General features: G+C 69.7%; 18 protein-coding genes. 14 read left to right on the forward strand and 4 right to left on the reverse strand.

Annotation, left to right across the window (positions count from 1 at the left end; all coding sequences use genetic code 11):
* The first annotated feature begins 14 nt into the window (after nt 1-14).
* The 5 genes from ACFYOY_RS00290 to ACFYOY_RS00310 all read left to right on the forward strand — a co-directional run bounded on the left by ACFYOY_RS00290 (nt 15) and on the right by ACFYOY_RS00310 (nt 7,278).
* Complete coding sequence (locus ACFYOY_RS00290) at nt 15-1,229, forward strand: phosphotransferase (RefSeq protein WP_388583843.1); 1,215 nt, start codon at nt 15-17, stop codon at nt 1,227-1,229.
* Entirely contained in the window at nt 1,226-2,161 is a 936-nt protein-coding gene (locus ACFYOY_RS00295) for an NAD(P)-binding domain-containing protein (RefSeq protein ID WP_388583846.1), read from the forward strand. The genes ACFYOY_RS00290 and ACFYOY_RS00295 overlap by 4 nt, the downstream gene beginning before the upstream one ends.
* Nucleotides 2,158-3,288, forward strand: a complete 1,131-nt coding sequence (locus tag ACFYOY_RS00300) for a hypothetical protein (RefSeq protein ID WP_388583848.1) — start codon at nt 2,158-2,160, stop codon at nt 3,286-3,288. The genes ACFYOY_RS00295 and ACFYOY_RS00300 overlap by 4 nt, the downstream gene beginning before the upstream one ends.
* 460 nt (nt 3,289-3,748) lie before the next feature.
* Nucleotides 3,749-6,472: a hypothetical protein gene (locus tag ACFYOY_RS00305; RefSeq protein ID WP_388583851.1), complete on the forward strand. Its 2,724-nt coding sequence runs from the start codon at nt 3,749-3,751 to the stop codon at nt 6,470-6,472.
* A 74-nt stretch (nt 6,473-6,546) separates the two neighbouring features.
* The gene (locus ACFYOY_RS00310) at nt 6,547-7,278 is read left to right on the forward strand and encodes a hypothetical protein (protein WP_388583854.1); all 732 of its coding nucleotides are present in this window, start codon (nt 6,547-6,549) and stop codon (nt 7,276-7,278) included.
* 107 nt (nt 7,279-7,385) lie between these two features.
* On the opposite strand, the gene ACFYOY_RS00315 is transcribed toward ACFYOY_RS00310, so the two are convergent.
* On the reverse strand, nt 7,386-7,724 hold the full coding sequence (locus ACFYOY_RS00315; protein WP_388583857.1) for a hypothetical protein: 339 nt from the start codon (nt 7,722-7,724) through the stop codon (nt 7,386-7,388).
* A gap of 296 nt (nt 7,725-8,020) precedes the next feature.
* Between ACFYOY_RS00315 and ACFYOY_RS00320 the strand changes: the two genes are divergently transcribed.
* A complete protein-coding gene (locus ACFYOY_RS00320) occupies nt 8,021-8,617 on the forward strand; it encodes a YdcF family protein (RefSeq protein WP_388584557.1) in 597 nt (198 codons plus the stop codon).
* On the opposite strand, the gene ACFYOY_RS00325 is transcribed toward ACFYOY_RS00320, so the two are convergent.
* The 3 genes from ACFYOY_RS00325 to ACFYOY_RS00335 form a co-directional block, all read right to left on the reverse strand.
* Nucleotides 8,606-9,247 (reverse strand): hypothetical protein, encoded by a 642-nt coding sequence (locus ACFYOY_RS00325; protein ID WP_388583859.1) that lies wholly within the window; start codon nt 9,245-9,247, stop codon nt 8,606-8,608. The two genes, ACFYOY_RS00320 and ACFYOY_RS00325, sit on opposite strands and share 12 nt — an antisense overlap.
* 146 nt (nt 9,248-9,393) lie before the next feature.
* The gene (locus ACFYOY_RS00330; RefSeq protein WP_388583862.1) at nt 9,394-9,657 is read right to left on the reverse strand and encodes a hypothetical protein; all 264 of its coding nucleotides are present in this window, start codon (nt 9,655-9,657) and stop codon (nt 9,394-9,396) included.
* A 70-nt stretch (nt 9,658-9,727) separates the two neighbouring features.
* Nucleotides 9,728-10,546, reverse strand: a complete 819-nt coding sequence (locus tag ACFYOY_RS00335) for a GntR family transcriptional regulator (protein ID WP_388583865.1) — start codon at nt 10,544-10,546, stop codon at nt 9,728-9,730.
* A gap of 253 nt (nt 10,547-10,799) precedes the next feature.
* On the opposite strand from ACFYOY_RS00335, the gene ACFYOY_RS00340 reads away from it, so the two are divergent.
* The 8 genes from ACFYOY_RS00340 to ACFYOY_RS00375 are packed head-to-tail and all read left to right on the forward strand — an operon-like array spanning nt 10,800 to nt 15,019.
* The gene (locus ACFYOY_RS00340; protein ID WP_388583868.1) at nt 10,800-11,165 is read left to right on the forward strand and encodes a WhiB family transcriptional regulator; all 366 of its coding nucleotides are present in this window, start codon (nt 10,800-10,802) and stop codon (nt 11,163-11,165) included.
* A gap of 8 nt (nt 11,166-11,173) precedes the next feature.
* Entirely contained in the window at nt 11,174-11,701 is a 528-nt protein-coding gene (locus ACFYOY_RS00345) for a hypothetical protein (protein ID WP_388583870.1), read from the forward strand.
* Nucleotides 11,698-11,931, forward strand: a complete 234-nt coding sequence (locus tag ACFYOY_RS00350; RefSeq protein WP_388583873.1) for a hypothetical protein — start codon at nt 11,698-11,700, stop codon at nt 11,929-11,931. Before ACFYOY_RS00345 ends, ACFYOY_RS00350 begins: the two co-directional genes overlap by 4 nt.
* The gene (locus ACFYOY_RS00355) at nt 11,928-12,107 is read left to right on the forward strand and encodes a hypothetical protein (RefSeq protein WP_388583876.1); all 180 of its coding nucleotides are present in this window, start codon (nt 11,928-11,930) and stop codon (nt 12,105-12,107) included. Before ACFYOY_RS00350 ends, ACFYOY_RS00355 begins: the two co-directional genes overlap by 4 nt.
* Entirely contained in the window at nt 12,104-13,657 is a 1,554-nt protein-coding gene (locus ACFYOY_RS00360) for a hypothetical protein (protein WP_388583879.1), read from the forward strand. The genes ACFYOY_RS00355 and ACFYOY_RS00360 overlap by 4 nt, the downstream gene beginning before the upstream one ends.
* A complete protein-coding gene (locus ACFYOY_RS00365) occupies nt 13,657-13,857 on the forward strand; it encodes a hypothetical protein (RefSeq protein ID WP_388583882.1) in 201 nt (66 codons plus the stop codon). Before ACFYOY_RS00360 ends, ACFYOY_RS00365 begins: the two co-directional genes overlap by 1 nt.
* A complete protein-coding gene (locus ACFYOY_RS00370) occupies nt 13,845-14,516 on the forward strand; it encodes a hypothetical protein (RefSeq protein ID WP_388583884.1) in 672 nt (223 codons plus the stop codon). The genes ACFYOY_RS00365 and ACFYOY_RS00370 overlap by 13 nt, the downstream gene beginning before the upstream one ends.
* A 2-nt stretch (nt 14,517-14,518) precedes the next feature.
* The gene (locus ACFYOY_RS00375) at nt 14,519-15,019 is read left to right on the forward strand and encodes a hypothetical protein (RefSeq protein WP_383143341.1); all 501 of its coding nucleotides are present in this window, start codon (nt 14,519-14,521) and stop codon (nt 15,017-15,019) included.
* Nucleotides 15,020-15,045: the final 26 nt, after the last annotated feature.

A 15,045-nucleotide genomic window follows, 5' to 3' on the forward strand; every position in this document is an offset into this window, starting at 1 on the left:
CGAAGGAGTCATTCGTGAGCACAGCCGCAGCACATACCTCCCCAGGGCCGGTGCCGGACGTGGCCGAGGTCTTCGCCTTCGCCCAGGACGAGATCCGCTCGGCCGCCGCCGAACTGTGGCCCGGCGCCCGCGTGGAGCTGTCCTCCCACATCCCGAGCGTCACCGGCTACGTGCACCGCATCTGGGTCGGCGGCCGGGAGCTGTACGCCAAGCACTCATTCCTGGGGATGTCGCTGGTGTCGATCCTGCGCGGCGTTGCCGGTGACTGGGCCGAGGTGCAGCGCGACCAGGCCGTATATGTCCAGCGGCCGGATGCGCTGCTGGTGCGGGAGGCCGCGCAGCTGCGGCTGCTGGCCGACCTGGGCAGGCCCCGGGTGTGCGAGGTCGCCGGCCTTGCGCGCGGAGTGCTGTTCACCGCGCCGGTGCCCGGGCCGACGCTGGCCGCTCTGCTGTTACGTGACCCGGCGAGCACGGCCGGGTTGTTCGAGTCCGTATTCGCCGACCTGCACCGGCTGCACCGCTCGCGGACCGCCCAGCGGCTGGCACCGGCCGGGGCGATCTCCGAGCGGAGTGTGGCGGCGACGTTCCAGCGGAAGTTCAACGGCATCAGCGGCCAGACCTACCTCACCCGCCTGGGCGCCGAGCAGTGCGCCGAGGCCGAGCGGGCCGAGGTGGCCGCGCTGCTGCGGGCGGTGGTCGCCCGGCTGCACCGGATGCGGCCGACCGCACTCGCGCCGGGCCAAGCCGTGCTGACGTACGGCGATCTCAAGCCAGAGCACCTGGTGTTTCCCGACGGGCCTAGCGGGCGGCCTGTCCTCATCGATCCCGGCCTGCTGCAGGCCAGGGCGTCGGTGGACGCCGCCAAGCTGACCAGTCGCACCGTGCTCCTGCTCGCCTCCGCTTGCCCCGCAGGCCAGGTCGTCGAACACGTGATGGAGGGGCTGAGGACGTTCGCCGAGCAACGGATGCGGCCGATGGCACCCAAGGCGGCCCGCTCGTGGCTGCGCGAGCTGCTGATCGTGTGGCTGATGGATACCGTCAACATTCTCACCACCTTTCTGTCCGCCCCTGCCGCGCTGCCGCTGCCGCCGCGGGGGCGCCCGCTGGTGGAGCGGGCCGTGGCGGTGTGCACCATGGCCGACTGCATCAGCATCGCTCTGGGCAGCGGGCTGGACGCGCACAGCGTGTGGGACACCGCGCTGGCCCAGGCCAAGGCGGCGGCCGAATGACCCGGGCCGCCGCAGTGGACGCAGTCGGTCTGGTCGGAGCAGGAGCGGTCGGCCAGGCCGTGGCCACCACGCTGTGCACGGCTGGCTTCTGCCACCGTCTGGTCATCGCCAGCCGCACTGCGGAGCAGGCTACCGCCCTGGCCGCGGACATCGACGACATGCGGCAGGCCACCGCGTCCCCGCTGCACGCCCACCCCGGCCGACTGGCTGACCTGTCCGACTGCCAGGCGGTGGTCATCGCCGTGCGGGCGTCCTTCACCAACACCCGCCGCACCGATGTCCGCATGGCCGGCGCGGTCGCGAACGCACCGGTCATCGGCCAGCTGGCCGCCGCGCTCCGCGGCTATCGCGGAACGGTGCTGGTGGTGACCAACCCGGTCGACGTGATGGCCCGGCTGTTCGCCGAACTCTCCAGGTGCGAGCGGGTGTTCGGCATCGGCTCGAACCTGGACAGCGCCCGCTACCGGGCCGCCCTCGCCCGCCACCTGCACGTCCCAGCCGCCGCTGTAGCGGGACACGTGATCGGCGAGCACGGGGACGCCGCTGTGGTGTGCGCTTCGTCCACCACCGTCAATGACCAGCGTGTACCGCTGCCGCTGCAGCAGCTGCGTGACGAGCTCGCCATCCGGGCCGGGCGGATCAGTGCGGGCATAGGCCGCACCCGCTCCGGGCCCGCCGGCGCTGTGCTCTCCGCCCTGTGTAGGACCCTCGCGGTGGACGACGGGATCGAGGAGCTGTCCGCCCCGTACAGGGGCGGGTGGCTGGGAATTCCGTTGCGTTTCACCCAAGGCTGGCCCGTAGCGTGCCTGCCTTCCCTCGACGCGGCCGAGCAGCGGCAGTTCACCGCGGCCGACACCAAACTCCGCACCGCCTACCAGGCCCTGCGGTCCCTGCCCGAACTCCCATCTCCCGACAGCGAAAGGGCTTCATGAACACCCTCACCGCGACGCGGCTGCACGCCGCCGACGTCAACATCACGATGATCAGTAACACCCCCACGGTCACGGACTACGCGCGCCGCTACTTCGGCTCGTGGTGGAACGCGTTCGAGGTGCTGCCCGAGAGTGTGTGTGCCGCCCCGGTGGTCTTCGCCGACGTCGACGCCGACCAGTACGCCACGCTGCAGGCCCTGGTGGAGACCTGCCCGCACGAGGAGACCACCTACGCCAAGGCGGCCACGCTCGTGGCCCGCGATACCGAGGGCACGATCATCGCGGTCAGCCCCACCCAGAAGCTGGCCTACCGGCACGAGCCGGCCACCGGCCGCCTGTCCGTGATCGGCACGACGAGCGAGCCGGTGGCACTGGCCGCCGCACGGATCGCTCGGGATGCCGTGCGCGGCATGCTGCTGCGGGACGGCTGGGCACTACTGCACGCTTCGGCCGTGACCGACAACTGCCGCACCGTGCTCACCTTCGGCGAGAAGGGCGCGGGCAAGACCACCACCGCGCTCGCCCTGGCGAATCTGGGCTGGCAGCTGCTGGCCAACGACCGGATCTTCGTCCGGCCGGACGAGGGCGGGCAGCTGCGCATCCTGCCCTGGCCGTCGGCCGCCGCCATCGGCCTGGGCCTGCTGGACGCGCTGGGCTGGTACGACGTCGCCCGCAAGCGCCTGCGGGCGGGGGAATCCCTCCACCCCACCCAGCACCCCGAGGTCACCAAGGCCGTTCTGGCCGGGCGGCGCGAACCACTGTGGGAGCCCGGCGGCAAGCGCGAGCGCAAGGTGCAGGTCTACCCCGACCAGTTCGCCGACTGGTTCGGCCTGAAACTGGCCACCGGCGGCCTCGGCCACTCCGTGCTGTTCCCGCAGATCCAGCGCGACGCCGCTCCGGCCGTCGAAGGCTGCCGCCGCGCGCTCAGCGATGCCGACTTCATGCACGGCGCGACCGAGGACCGCTACCCCGACATCCTCGGCCTCGCCCCGGCTGGCGGCAGCGGCAGCAGCGACGCCCGGCTCAGCGTCGCTTACCACCTCGCCAAGCTGCCTCAGCACACCGTGGTCCTCGGGCACGACCTGGCAGCTAACGCCGCCTTCCTCCACCAACTGCTCAGCGACTAGCACACAGGCCCCCGCCGGGCGCTGGCCTCCCCGCGCCCGGCGGGACACACTCCGCCATCTCCCTGGGTATGCGAAGAAGGCCAGTGGAACACGGCGGACACAATGGGGCGGGCGGCAGAGCAACCCCGACCCCCGCCCGTCCCGCTCGAACGCACGGGCAGGGGCAGGACGCCCCGGTGGGCCCCCTCGAACCGCCACAGGATCTGATGGCCGCGCTGGAGGCCAGCATCCGCACCGCTCATCGCGAGGACGAGCCGCAGGCACGAGGTGCACACGAACCAAGCCACCTTCGCGGGAACGCCCCCCGTCGCTCTGTTTCGGGGCGCTAGCATCCGCAGGTTCTGACACTCGGGGGAAGGGTGGGCGGATGCTGCCGTTACGGACCAGGCTGGACCTCTGGGTGGCGAAGGCACAGGACTTCCGGAGCGGGGCCGACAAGAGCGAGATATACGACCGATGCGTGGAGGCCGCGCTCACCGAACCGGAGACGGAACGGCTGCTGGGAAAACGGCACGGCGTGACCTGGGGCACCGTTTTCCAGCGGATGGAGACGGAGACGTATCACCGCTACGCCACCATCCGGTGCCCATCCACCGCCTTGGACGAGGCGGAGGAGAAGCTGGATGAGATTCAGGACAAGCTGGAGCGAGCGGCGGACGAAACGCCGTGGGACTGGCGGCTGGTCTGTTCCCTGATCCTGTTCGGTACCTTGGCCCTGCTCGTGTTCGGCGGTCCGCTTGCCTTGCTCGTGGCGTTAGTGGTCGCGGCAGCCGTGATGTTCACCTTGGTCTGGCGCGGTATCGCGGCATGGTTCAACCTGAGGCAGTGCCTGGCTGCGGGGGCGTTAGGCATCGCATGGCTGGTGCAGCGCTTCGAGGTAGGGGTGTGCGCCGTCCGCTGGGGCGAAGACCTACAGGCGGAGGGCACCGGCCGGGTGGTTCCCCAGTTGGTCCTGCACATGCTGGGTGAAGATCCCGACTCCTTGTTCATTCCGGACGACTACGACTGGGGTCTGCGTGCGCCGCGGGCGCCGGGGTATGTCGTCGAGAACGGGGCCCGGCGGCAGCTGGAGCGCAAGCTGTCGCACATCGAGGACGGCACTATCGCAGTCTGCGGTCCGCGAGGTGCAGGTAAAACGACGCTGCTGGAGCAGTGCGTGAAGAAAGCCGGCTTCGGTGTGATCGTCCAGGCACCGGCCACCTACACTCCACACGACTTTCTGCTGTCGCTCTCGGTGCGGCTGTGCGAGAAGTACATGCGTGACGAGGGTTATGCTCCGCCCGAGTTCACGCGGCTGTCTCCGGCACGCAGGCTGCTGCGGCGAGTGAGGTCTCAGGCCAAGCGGCTGGGACGGTGGAGTTCGTTCGCGGTGCCCGCCGCTGCTCTGTTGGTGCTGGGCCTTTCCGCCTCGGTGCGCTCCCTGTACACGCAGTACGCGGCATCGGTCGCCGACTTCGTACGCGCACATGCCGGGTCGATCCGCGATGATGCGATGGACATCTGGCAGGGCCACGCAGTCGTCGCCAGTATCACCGTTGTCATCGCCGGGATCGCCTGGTGGCAGGCGCGGGGGGCAGCTTGGCTGCCACGCTTGCTGGGGCGGTTGTGGGTGCGCGGCAGCGAAGTTCTCGGTGGTCTTCTGCCCTGGGGATCCGCCGCGACGGTGTTGTTGGACGGACAGATCCGTCAGCAGATCCTGCACCTTTACCGCACCCAGCAGGAGGCGCTGATCCAAACCGCCGGCTACGCCGGGGGGCTGGCGATCGTGTGGTGGCTCCTGCGCCTGACCCGCGATACAGGCGTCGAGTTTCCCCTTGGCAGGTGGCATGTCTCCCTGGAGAAGGTGTTCCGCCCGTTGGCCGCTGCCGCCGGGACGTACCTGTTGCTGTACCTCATCAACAACCCGCAGACGCACACTCTCCTGTCGGACCCCGAGAACCCGCTGAGGCTCGCCGGCATCATCACCGGAGTCCTGCTGTCCAAAGCTGGAGGCTGGAGCCCCCGGCCGGAGGAACCGGAACTGGTAACCCAGTGCCGCAACCACCTCTACCGTCTTCAGACCATCCAGCAGTCCACGCACGGACTGACCACCGGCGGCGCTGCCCAGATCCTCAGCCTGGGCACCAACCACACCACGTCCGTCTCCACAGTCCCCCCGAACTACCCGGAACTGGTGGAAGAGTTCCGCGACCTGCTCAAGCGCATCGCCGCCGAGAAGGTCGGACGGGGCAAGACCGTCGTGATCGCCATCGACGAGGTGGACCGCCTCGGCACGGACAGTCAGGCACTGGCATTCCTCCGAGAGATCAAGGCCATCCTCGGCGTGCCGCTGGTCCACTACCTGATTTCAGTAGCCGAAGACGTCGGGGCCGCGTTCGTTCGACGGGGTCTGCCGCACCGGGACGTCACCGACAGCTCTCTGGACGACATCATCCACGTCCAGCCCAGCACCCTGAAGGAATCAAGCGCCATCCTCGTCAAGCGCTCACAGAGGCTGAAAGACCCCCATGTCATGCTCGCCCACGCACTGTCGGGCGGCATCCTGCGCGACCTGCTCCGCTACGGCCTGCAGCTCCGGGAAACACAGGACAAGACACAGTCCTACGAGCTGACTCACATCTCCCGCCACCTCATCTTGGAAGAACTGGCAGAGACGTTCGCAGGCTTCCGGACCCTGCTGAGCAAGCAGCACTGGACCCACGACACCAGCGACATTCTCGCCTCCTTCCGCACCCTGTGCGGCTATCTGCGCGACCCCTGCCCCTGCACTCAAGCCGAGGTACTGCACACCCTGAAGCAGTTCGCCTTCCACTCTCACGGCCCCAGACCAGACACACCAGCCGCCGACGGCGAACCGAACACTGCAGCCAGGCAGGAACTCACCAGCGACGCACGTGAGCTCATCGACGAAGCATCCGCGTACGCCTACTTCTCGCTCACCCTGCTCGACATCTTCAGCACCGAAGGGCTCGAACGCCGCACTCAACTGGCCGCTGAACAGGGCCCGGATGGCGACCCGGAGCGGCTTGCCGACGCACGCCAGGAACTCGGCATTTCGCCCTACAGCGCCCGGCTCATGATCGACACCATCCGCAAAGCATGGTCGCTGTCCCTGGGGCCGACTACCAACAGCCCCACCCCGCCATCACCCGTGAACTGCTCACGCCACAACCGCACGAGATGAGCCCCACCGGACGACGGGCAGACCAGGCCCGCCACTGGTACCGGCGGGCCGCAGAAGCGGGGCACGTACGAGCCATGTACACGATGAGTAGGACCGGCGATGGCCTCGAGGAGCGCGGCCGATGGCTGCGACGCGCTGCCCAGAGTCGAGACGTCAAAGCGAACTTGGTGCTCGGTCGCGCGCTGCGTGATCGGAACTCGCCCCAAGAGGCGGAACGCTGCCTTCGCGTAGCAGCCGAGGACGACGGCCAGCAGTGGGTCGAGCCACTCGACCTGGTCGAGACCGAAGCTGGCCTCGGCCCGCGGCACCAGGCATGCCTTGCTCTCGTGGCTCTGTTGGCCGCACAGGGCCGCCTCGATGAGGCAAACCAGTGGCGCGGCCGAGCCAAGCGCGTCCGCAACATGGAGGCAGCCGTAAATCGCGCGTTCTTCAGGCGATCGGCCGGGGAAACGGTCGTGGTGACCGCCGTCGTCGCGACCGCTGTCGTCCCCTTCGTGCAGGCCCTGATGTCCAAAGCAGCCGAGGACGCGTACGGGCAGGCCCGTGCGCTGGTCCAACGCATGCTCCGCCGACCTCCCGCCCAGAGGGAGGCCGACAACGGGGCGATGCTGCTCATCGCGGACGACCCCGACGCACACATCACCTTGTGCTTGTGGTCAGACGTCTCGGACGAGGCATTGCGTGCCCTGGCTTCTCTCAATCTCGACGAGCTGACCGCTCAGCGGCCTGACCGTGGTCGGATCCGTCTGGTCTGGAACGAGGCACATTCAAGGTGGCAGATCCGCGGTGACCAGCAAGACCAGTAAAGGCCCGCCCGCCGCGCGGCGAGCGCTGGTGAGACGAGGGGGCCTCACCGGCCATGCCATTCCGTCACCCCGCAGTCCGCAGTTCGTCGGTTCCCCGATTCAGGCCCTCAGCGCCCGCGGACGTCCTGGGCAGCCTCGTGCGCGCGGCGGAGCTGGTCGGTGAGGTTCGTGGCGGTGGTAGCGGCCTCGCCGATGACGCGGGCCACGGTGGTGGCGTCGTCCCTGTCTCGCGCCATCCGGTCCACGGCGGCGGAGGTCTGCAGCAGGACCTGGGGTAGGTGCTCGGCGAGCTCATGGAGATCGCGCAGAACGCGGGCCACGCTGCGGGGACTGTCGTACTCAGCCTTGCCGCTTTCGAGGTCCCGGGCGATCTCGCGCAGGGTTTTCACGGCGTCTCGTGACAGGGGGCTGAGGTCGTACGGCACCGTCTGCTTCCTCCCGCTCACGGTGGTCAGAGATCTCAGTCTGCCGCCCCTGACCTGCCCATACAGCCGGTTCGATGAAGTCGGCGGGCGGGAGAGGGGTGGCGGTGCCCGACGTACCCTCCCCATAGGGGCATTCACTAATTTGCCTACAGAGGGGGTACGGGCCCGCCGCCGATCACGATGCGGCGGAATGACGCACCGTGCGCCGGACACAGAGCGATCAGGGAGTAGCGACCGTGGCAGAGGCCGAAGGACAGCAGGGCGTGATCTCCGCCCAGGCGTGGCGGGATGCGGAGCTGATCTGGGACTACCACCAGATGCGCCACGAGCTGCGGCCGTGCTCGGTGGGGATCGGCCTGGGCAGCCACGATCTCGGGGTCGCCTCGCACATCGTTGGCCTATACCGGCAGGGCCTGTTCCCGGTGATGGTTTTCACCGGCGCCAACAGCCCGACGACAAAGGAACGCTTCCCGCGCGGCGAGGCTGTGCACTACCGCGAGTACGCCCTGGAGTTCGGCGTGCCCAAGGAGGCGGTGCTGGTCGAGCCGAGGGCGGCGAACACTGGGCAGAACGCCGTCTTCTCCCGCCAGGTGCTGGCCGAGGCCGGGATCGTGCCAGAGTCGGTGCTGGTGGTGTGCAAGCCGTACGAGGAGCGCCGCTCGTACGCAACGTTCAAGAAGGTGTGGCCCGAGGTTGACGTGGTGTGCGCGTCGGAGCCGGTGGGGCTGGCCGCGTATGCCGAGGGGATCGGGGACGCGAAGCTGGTCGTCGACATGCTGGTGGGTGCGCTGCAGCGGGTGATGGTGTATCCCGAGCCGGGCTTCACAATCCCCCAGGAGGTCCCGGAGGACGTGGTCGGGGCTTTTCAGCGGCTGGCCGACAGCGGTTTCGACAGCCGTCTCCTACCGCGCTGACCTGCCCAGAAAGGACTGGAGGAGCGGGCTGATCGCGCCGTCAGAGTCGGCAAGGTTTCGTTCGGTAGCCCATGGATCGCGCGGGGGTGCCTCACCGTTGAGGTGACGGCGGCCCACGTTGCTGAAGATGGCCATGGCCCTGATGACTCGGGTATCCGCCTCCCTGCTCTCGAAGGTATCCAGGTCCATCTGCGCGAGCTCTTCGGTGCTACCCGTGCCTATGACGGCGGCGTCATCGTGGACGGCGTGAGCGCGGCGGACGACTTCGCCGGCCACGGCCGCGACGTGCACTGGCCCTTCGAGGCCGACCACGATGTTCGCGAGGTGCAGCGGGCCGATGCTGACACCGACCCGGAGTTCGGCAGCACGGCGATGGATGCCCTCGGTGTCCGGCGACGCTCCTGATTCGGCTAACTCGCGTTCGGCCCGGGCCACGCAGGACGGCCAGCGCGACGACGTACTGAACGCGTACGCGGCGTCGAGGAACTGGGCGTATGCATCGCGTTGGGCCTGGCGTCGTACGGCGTCGAGACTGGCGCGTCCCTGTGCCTTCCCTGCGGCGTAGGCGGCTGCGGCAGCCAAGACCGCAGTCGGTGCGGAGACGAGTGCGGCTATGACGGCAGGGTCCATGACGGCTGATCATGCCGCACGCCCGCAAATGGACGGTGCCCCATGAAGGAAATATCCCTTCATGGGGCACCGATACCTGCAGAGAGCGAGTGCTATCCGGCCAGCTGGAGTCCCTCGGCGCGGTCGGCCTCGTCGAGGTCTGCCGCTCAGGCGGTGTAGGCGGTGCGGGCCTGGTCGACGGTGAGCCCGGCGGCTGTGGGGATCTCGCTCCAGGTACGGCCCTGCTGCCGGGCCTGGCGCGTCAGGGGCGGCTGCTCGTCGTCAATCTGCACGGTGATCGCGGTGCCCAGGACCAGGGCCGCGATCGCGTCGGAGCCGTCTGCGGGGACGGTCCCTTGTAGGGGCAGGCCGCGGACGGCGCCCGCAATGCGGTCCTGGTGCCGCTGGCGGCTGTGGGCCATCTCGATCACGCCGACACCGGCACGTCGCCGGGCGCGGTCAGTTCGGCCACGTCGAGCGCGCGGGGCCTTCCTTCCCTGGTCATGATTCCTGCCTTTCGGCCTGGTCACGGGCGGAGTCGGGCATCTGAAAGCTGTAGCTCCAGCTGAAGCGGCTGGCGGCATGGACGCCGAGGGCGTACTCGATCACGGTCTCGTCGGCGGTGTAGGTGGTCCGTTTGAGGATCACGACCGGTTCGCCAGGCGGCAGCTCAAGCTGCTCTATCTCGGCGGGAGTGGGCATGCGGGCCCGCAGTTCCTCGGTCATATGGTCGGGTTCCAGGCCGAGTTCGTAGAACACGCGGAAGCCTCCGCCCTTTCCTGCCGGGCCGGGGGCGGGGTCGACCAGCCGGGTGCCCTCCACGTGGCTAGGCCGGTAGTAGCTGGTCAGCGTGTGGGTGGGCTGGCCTTTCTCCTTTACCAGGCGGGCGCGTGCGTAGACCTCCGAGCCCTCCGGGATGCCCAGGGCGGCGGCGATCTCGCGGTTGGCCGGCACCCGGCTGACGGTCTGTGTCTGGTCGGTGCGGCTGTACTCGCGGCCCGAAGCGACCCGATCCGCGATGAACGCCACCTCATCGCTGTCCCGCCATTTCGCCTTGTCGTAGCGCTGGGTTCCGAGTCGCTTGAGCGGTGGGCGGTCGCGGGCGTAGACGCCGCCGCCCTGCCTGCTGGTGACCAGCCCGGCGTTCTTCAGCCGGAGGATCGCCTGGCGCACGGTCTCACCCGTCACCTGGTACTTCGCCACAAGCTCACGCGTAGTCGGGAGCTTCTCTCCCGGCTCGATGACGCCGGATTCGATCTCCGCTCTGAGATCGTCGGCGATCCGCTGCGCTCCGCGCGGCCTCGGGTCCTTTGCCGTCATGGGCTCAGAGTAGAGCATCTTCACTAGGCAAGTCACGAGTAGTTCACTAGTGAAGCCTTGACGGGATTGCGGATCTTCGCCTACGGTCAATCTCACCAACTTCGCTAGTGAAGTCGGCGGGGTGTTGGGGCTGTTTTCCCCTGCGTCCGTAGCACTGCCTTGCCCGAAACGCGCAAAGGACCCCCGATCTCCTTCCACCGATCTCAGGGGTCCTCGCGCGGAGAGCCCACCCGTTTCAAGGAGTGACTTCCGCATGCCCAAGCGTACGAGTGCGCCCGTCGTCGCGGTACGGCGTTCGCCCGGTCCGTTACTGCGACTGCTGTTCGGTGCCTCCCCTGTGGATGCTGATGGCCGGCCGCGGGCCGCGTGCACGGGCCTGGACACGCAGATCTTCTTCGCCCGCCCGTCCCAGCTGGACCAGCAACCCAACAAGGGCGAGCGGGCGGCGCTGGCCGTGTGCGCCGCGTGCCCGGCCCAGGTCCGTTCAGTGTGCCTGGAGCGGGACCTGGCCCAGTCGGAGATCACGCGGATCAACGGGGTCTTCGGCGGCGTGCGCCAGGAGGAGCGGCGGGAGATGTACCGGGCCCGCCAGGCCGCCAGTAACGGGGGTGCGGCGTGAACGCGCAGATGCCTGAACTTCCCCGTTCTTCGTGGGAGTTGCCGCTGCCGGTGTTCCCGGAGTTGGTCGACTACATGCGGATGGCGTGGAATGGCCTGTCTGCCGCGTCCCCGGCCGCACGCCGGGTCGAGGCCGCAGAAAGCGCCCGCGCTCTGCTGTCCGAGGCCATCACGCTGCCGCTGCAGGAGATGGACGCCGACGCGCTGGTGATGGCGATCCTGCAGCTGCGGGCCGGTCTGGCCCGGCTGCTGGCCGCCACCATCCCGGCCGCCATCCCGCCCTCGCCGTCCACCGGCACCGTGCTGGACGACGCCGACTTGGTCGCCCACCTGCTCGACCTGATCAGCGACGCCGCCCCGCTGGACGCCGATGTGGCCGTCCACGTCGGCCGCCCGCTGCCCGCGCCGCTCATCGACACCCTCGCCCAGGCGATCCATGCCCCCGGGCTGCAGCCGAGTGGCGACTACCTGGAGGCTCGCGGCATCTGCGGCAGCTCCACCATCCACATCACCGCGCTGACCAGCGGGGGTGCATGATGGCGCTCTTCGGGCTCTTCGGCAACGACCGGCAGATGGCCGCCACCACCTACGCGGGCAAGGAGTCCGCCACCGAGAAGCGGCAGCGCCAGGAAGCGCAGCGGTCCGCGAGGCGCCGTGAGCGCCACCACCGCAGCACCGCCCAGGCCGACCGCGACGGCTGGAACTGGGCGGACAAGCAGCGTGAGCGGCAGGAGGGCCGCGGAGGGCGCCGGGGGTGGCTCTCGTGACCCGCGTGCGCACCTGGCAGGCGGCCATCGGCCGGGCCGAGCCAGCCCGCGAAGCCGACACCGCCGCAGAGCAGACCACCGCCCGCATGAAGCAGGCCCTGAACAGGACGGATGCGGCCCAGGCCGCCGACCGGCTCGCCGCCACCTGGACCCAGCAGGAAGAAGATCCCCGGTGACCGAGCACCACCGCGTACCGAGCATCCCGGGCGCGCACCGCGCCCACCTTCTCACCGACACCCTGGCCCCGGAGCCGAAGGCCGCCGACGTCTTGGAGGCGGCCCACGCCGAGGCGGCCGATTTGCTAGCCGGAGCGCGCCGCGAGGCACAGACCCTGCGGCGGGAGGCGGCCACCGCCGCCGCCCAGGCCGAGGCCGACGCCGAGGGCGCCCAGCAGCGCAAACTCGTCGCCGACCTGCACACCGAGCAGTCCCATCAGGCAGCCGAGAAGCAGATCGCCGCCGCCCAGTCGGTCTTGGACCAGGCCCGCGAGGCGGCCGAGGAGCTGCTGGCCGACGCCCGCACTACGGCCTCGCGGGTGCGGGAGGCCAGCCAGGAGGAGCTCCGCTGTATCGAGCAGGAAGCCAAGATGCTGCGGGGGCAGGCCGACGCCCGGGCCCGCCGGCGCGAGCAGGACGCCGAATCCTTCCGCCAGACCACCGAGGCGGAGGCCGCCCGGCTGCTTGAGGACGCCCGCCGCCAGGCCGAGGCCCTGGTGAACGACGCTCTGAAGCAGGCCGAGGCCACCGGCCAGAAGATGGACGCGGCCCTAGCCCAGGCCCGCCGCGAAAAGGACAAGGCGGACGAGCTGCTGGAGCAGGCCCGCACGGAGGCCGAGCAGCGCCAAGAGCGCGACGAGAAGCTGACGAAGAAACTACCGACGTTCGCGCTATTCGCGGCGATCGGACTGACCGCCTCGGGCGAATGGTCCCTGGCTGTGCTGGTCGGCTTCCCGCTCCCGGTGGCACCGCTGCTGCCGATCGCCATCGACGTGTACGTGATCGCAGCGTTCCGGCGCCACCGCGACACGTTCACCGCCATCAGCCTGATGGTGATCGCGAACGTGCTGGTCCACCTCGCCGAGGCCGGGTTGTTCGGCGTCACCGGCACCGGTGACGATGTCCGACCCACCTGGTGGCTGGTCGCCCTCATCGTCTCCATCGGCCCGTTCGTGCTATGGCGGGTCCACGCGCTGCGCGACCACCCCGCCACCGAACCAGCCACACCTCCGGCTGCTGCAGAGCAGGCGGCACCGGTAGCGCCCACCTCCGTATCGCCCGCTCTGCCGCCCGGTACCGGCACCGGTAACACGAGCGGTGAGAGACCAGCTACCGGTAGCGGTAACTCCGCACCGGCGAGCGGTAAGGGCAGCGGTAACACCGCCGGGTCCGCACCCGGTAGCCCCGCCTCCGCTACCGGCGTTGCCCCGTCCGGCAAGCCCGGTGCGGCGAGCGGCAACCGCCAGCGCCGTACCGAACGCCAGGCGACGCGGAAGGCCGGTGCCCGCGCATCGCGCGGTGCCGGGCGTGAGGAGCTGCGCGATGCGGTGCGGGCACGGATCACCGCTCTGTTCGCCGACGGTCAGACGCCGTCGCCTACCGAGCTCGGCCGCGAGTTCGGCGCGGACGCGGAGTGGGTTCGCAACCAGATTCGTGCGGTGAAGAAGAACCTTCCGGCCCAGCCGGCCACCGTCCCTGCCCGCCCCGCCACGGACGAGGAGGAAGCCTGATGTTCTTCCGACGTTCCCACCGCCCATCGGTCCGGCTGGTCCTCCCCCGCCGCCGGTCCCGGCCGCTGCCCCCGGTGCCGTCGCTGCCCGAGGGCTGGCAGCCCGAGCCGGTAGCCGGTGCCGAGCCGGACGAGGACGAGGTCAAGGTGCGTGAGCGGCTGTTGGCCCTGCTCGGGGAGGTCGTGCGATGGCCTCGCTGAACAAGGACACCGGCGCCGACGAGCCGTGGTGGGCTGGCGGGCATGAGGCCGAGCCGACCCCGGTGGGCTGCTGCTCTGTCTGCCCGGTGGCCTCCGGCTGCCCGCTGCGCTCGGAGAGTGCGGTGCGGTGCGCGGTGACCGGCGACCAGCCGCCCTCGCCGCCGCCCGGCATCGCCCCGGACCTGGCCGAGGCCGTCGCCGAGACGGCCAGCTGGGCGGACGTCACTGTGGCCGTCGCCGAGCGGGCCCCCAGTCGCGACGACAAGGGCAACGACGTGGACTGGGGGCGGCTGCAGCCCGTCCGCAACCTGCTGTCCATCGCGGTGGTCAACTTCGTACCCGTCGGCGGCACGACTGCTGCCCGCTGGGTCGCGGACAGCATCAGCAGCGGCGGCATCACCGCCCCCGTCCTCGCCCCGCTCGGCTTCGTCCTCGCCGGCACCGGCGCCGTCTTCCTCGGTCAGCTCGTCCCGGGCTTCCCCGGCCTCGTCTGCGAACTGGCCTGGAAAGCACTAGTGCACACCGGCCGTGGCCTCGTGCGCCTGGTGCGCTCGCCCCGCAGCTGGATCGTCACCCGCCCCGCGCTGTGGGCCGCCGGAATCGGCGTCCTGATCGTCTCCTGGCGCGCTGTCACCCACTTCCTGACTGGAGCCTCCTGACCATGTTCGACAACTCCCCTGCCAATGCCGGGTTCGGCGCCCTGGTCTTCGGCGCCATCGCCACCGTCGCGATCATCGCCGGGTTCAAGTACAAGCTGCTGCGCAACAAGAAGACCCTGATCCTGGTCGGCTTCTTCATGCTGCTGATCACCGTCAACTCTGGCGGCTTCCTCGGCGAGATCGCCGGGACCCTGCGCCACGGCATGAACGTCGCCGGGCAGAAGGCCGTAGAAGGCACCGCCGGGGCAGATGCGGCCGCCAACCCGCCCCGCACCGCAGTGACCCCGGTCTCCGCCGGAGGCGCGGCCATCGGCCTGACCGGCATCACCTGGTACGTCATCAAGCTGATTGCCGCCCGCGGCAAGCCCAAGGACTGGAAGGAAATGGCCGGCGGCACCCTCGTGGCCATCTGCTACGGCACCAGCCTCGGATTCATGGGCTGGATCGTCGGCGCCACCACGCTGACCGGCAACAACCTCGGCCTCTACGTCTTCGGCGGCTGACCTGCGAAGGCGCCCACGGCGCCGAG

The sequence above is a fragment of the Streptomyces sp. NPDC007875 genome, assembly GCF_042868035.1.
GTDB classification, from domain to species: domain Bacteria; phylum Actinomycetota; class Actinomycetes; order Streptomycetales; family Streptomycetaceae; genus Streptomyces; species Streptomyces antimycoticus.

What these genes read in the sequence shown, in the direction of transcription:
- ACFYOY_RS00335 (WP_388583865.1), bottom strand. Translation starts at nt 10,546, where the DNA reads ATGACGGCAAAGGACCCGAGGCCGCGCGGAGCGCAGCGGATCGCCGAC.
- ACFYOY_RS00320 (WP_388584557.1), top strand. Translation starts at nt 8,021, where the DNA reads ATGCGCCACGAGCTGCGGCCGTGCTCGGTGGGGATCGGCCTGGGCAGC.
- ACFYOY_RS00295 (WP_388583846.1), top strand. Translation starts at nt 1,226, where the DNA reads ATGACCCGGGCCGCCGCAGTGGACGCAGTCGGTCTGGTCGGAGCAGGA.
- ACFYOY_RS00310 (WP_388583854.1), top strand. Translation starts at nt 6,547, where the DNA reads ATGTACACGATGAGTAGGACCGGCGATGGCCTCGAGGAGCGCGGCCGA.
- ACFYOY_RS00375 (WP_383143341.1), top strand. Translation starts at nt 14,519, where the DNA reads ATGTTCGACAACTCCCCTGCCAATGCCGGGTTCGGCGCCCTGGTCTTC.
- ACFYOY_RS00350 (WP_388583873.1), top strand. Translation starts at nt 11,698, where the DNA reads ATGATGGCGCTCTTCGGGCTCTTCGGCAACGACCGGCAGATGGCCGCC.
- ACFYOY_RS00300 (WP_388583848.1), top strand. Translation starts at nt 2,158, where the DNA reads ATGAACACCCTCACCGCGACGCGGCTGCACGCCGCCGACGTCAACATC.
- ACFYOY_RS00370 (WP_388583884.1), top strand. Translation starts at nt 13,845, where the DNA reads ATGGCCTCGCTGAACAAGGACACCGGCGCCGACGAGCCGTGGTGGGCT.
- ACFYOY_RS00340 (WP_388583868.1), top strand. Translation starts at nt 10,800, where the DNA reads ATGCCCAAGCGTACGAGTGCGCCCGTCGTCGCGGTACGGCGTTCGCCC.
- ACFYOY_RS00365 (WP_388583882.1), top strand. Translation starts at nt 13,657, where the DNA reads ATGTTCTTCCGACGTTCCCACCGCCCATCGGTCCGGCTGGTCCTCCCC.
- ACFYOY_RS00345 (WP_388583870.1), top strand. Translation starts at nt 11,174, where the DNA reads ATGCCTGAACTTCCCCGTTCTTCGTGGGAGTTGCCGCTGCCGGTGTTC.
- ACFYOY_RS00325 (WP_388583859.1), bottom strand. Translation starts at nt 9,247, where the DNA reads ATGGACCCTGCCGTCATAGCCGCACTCGTCTCCGCACCGACTGCGGTC.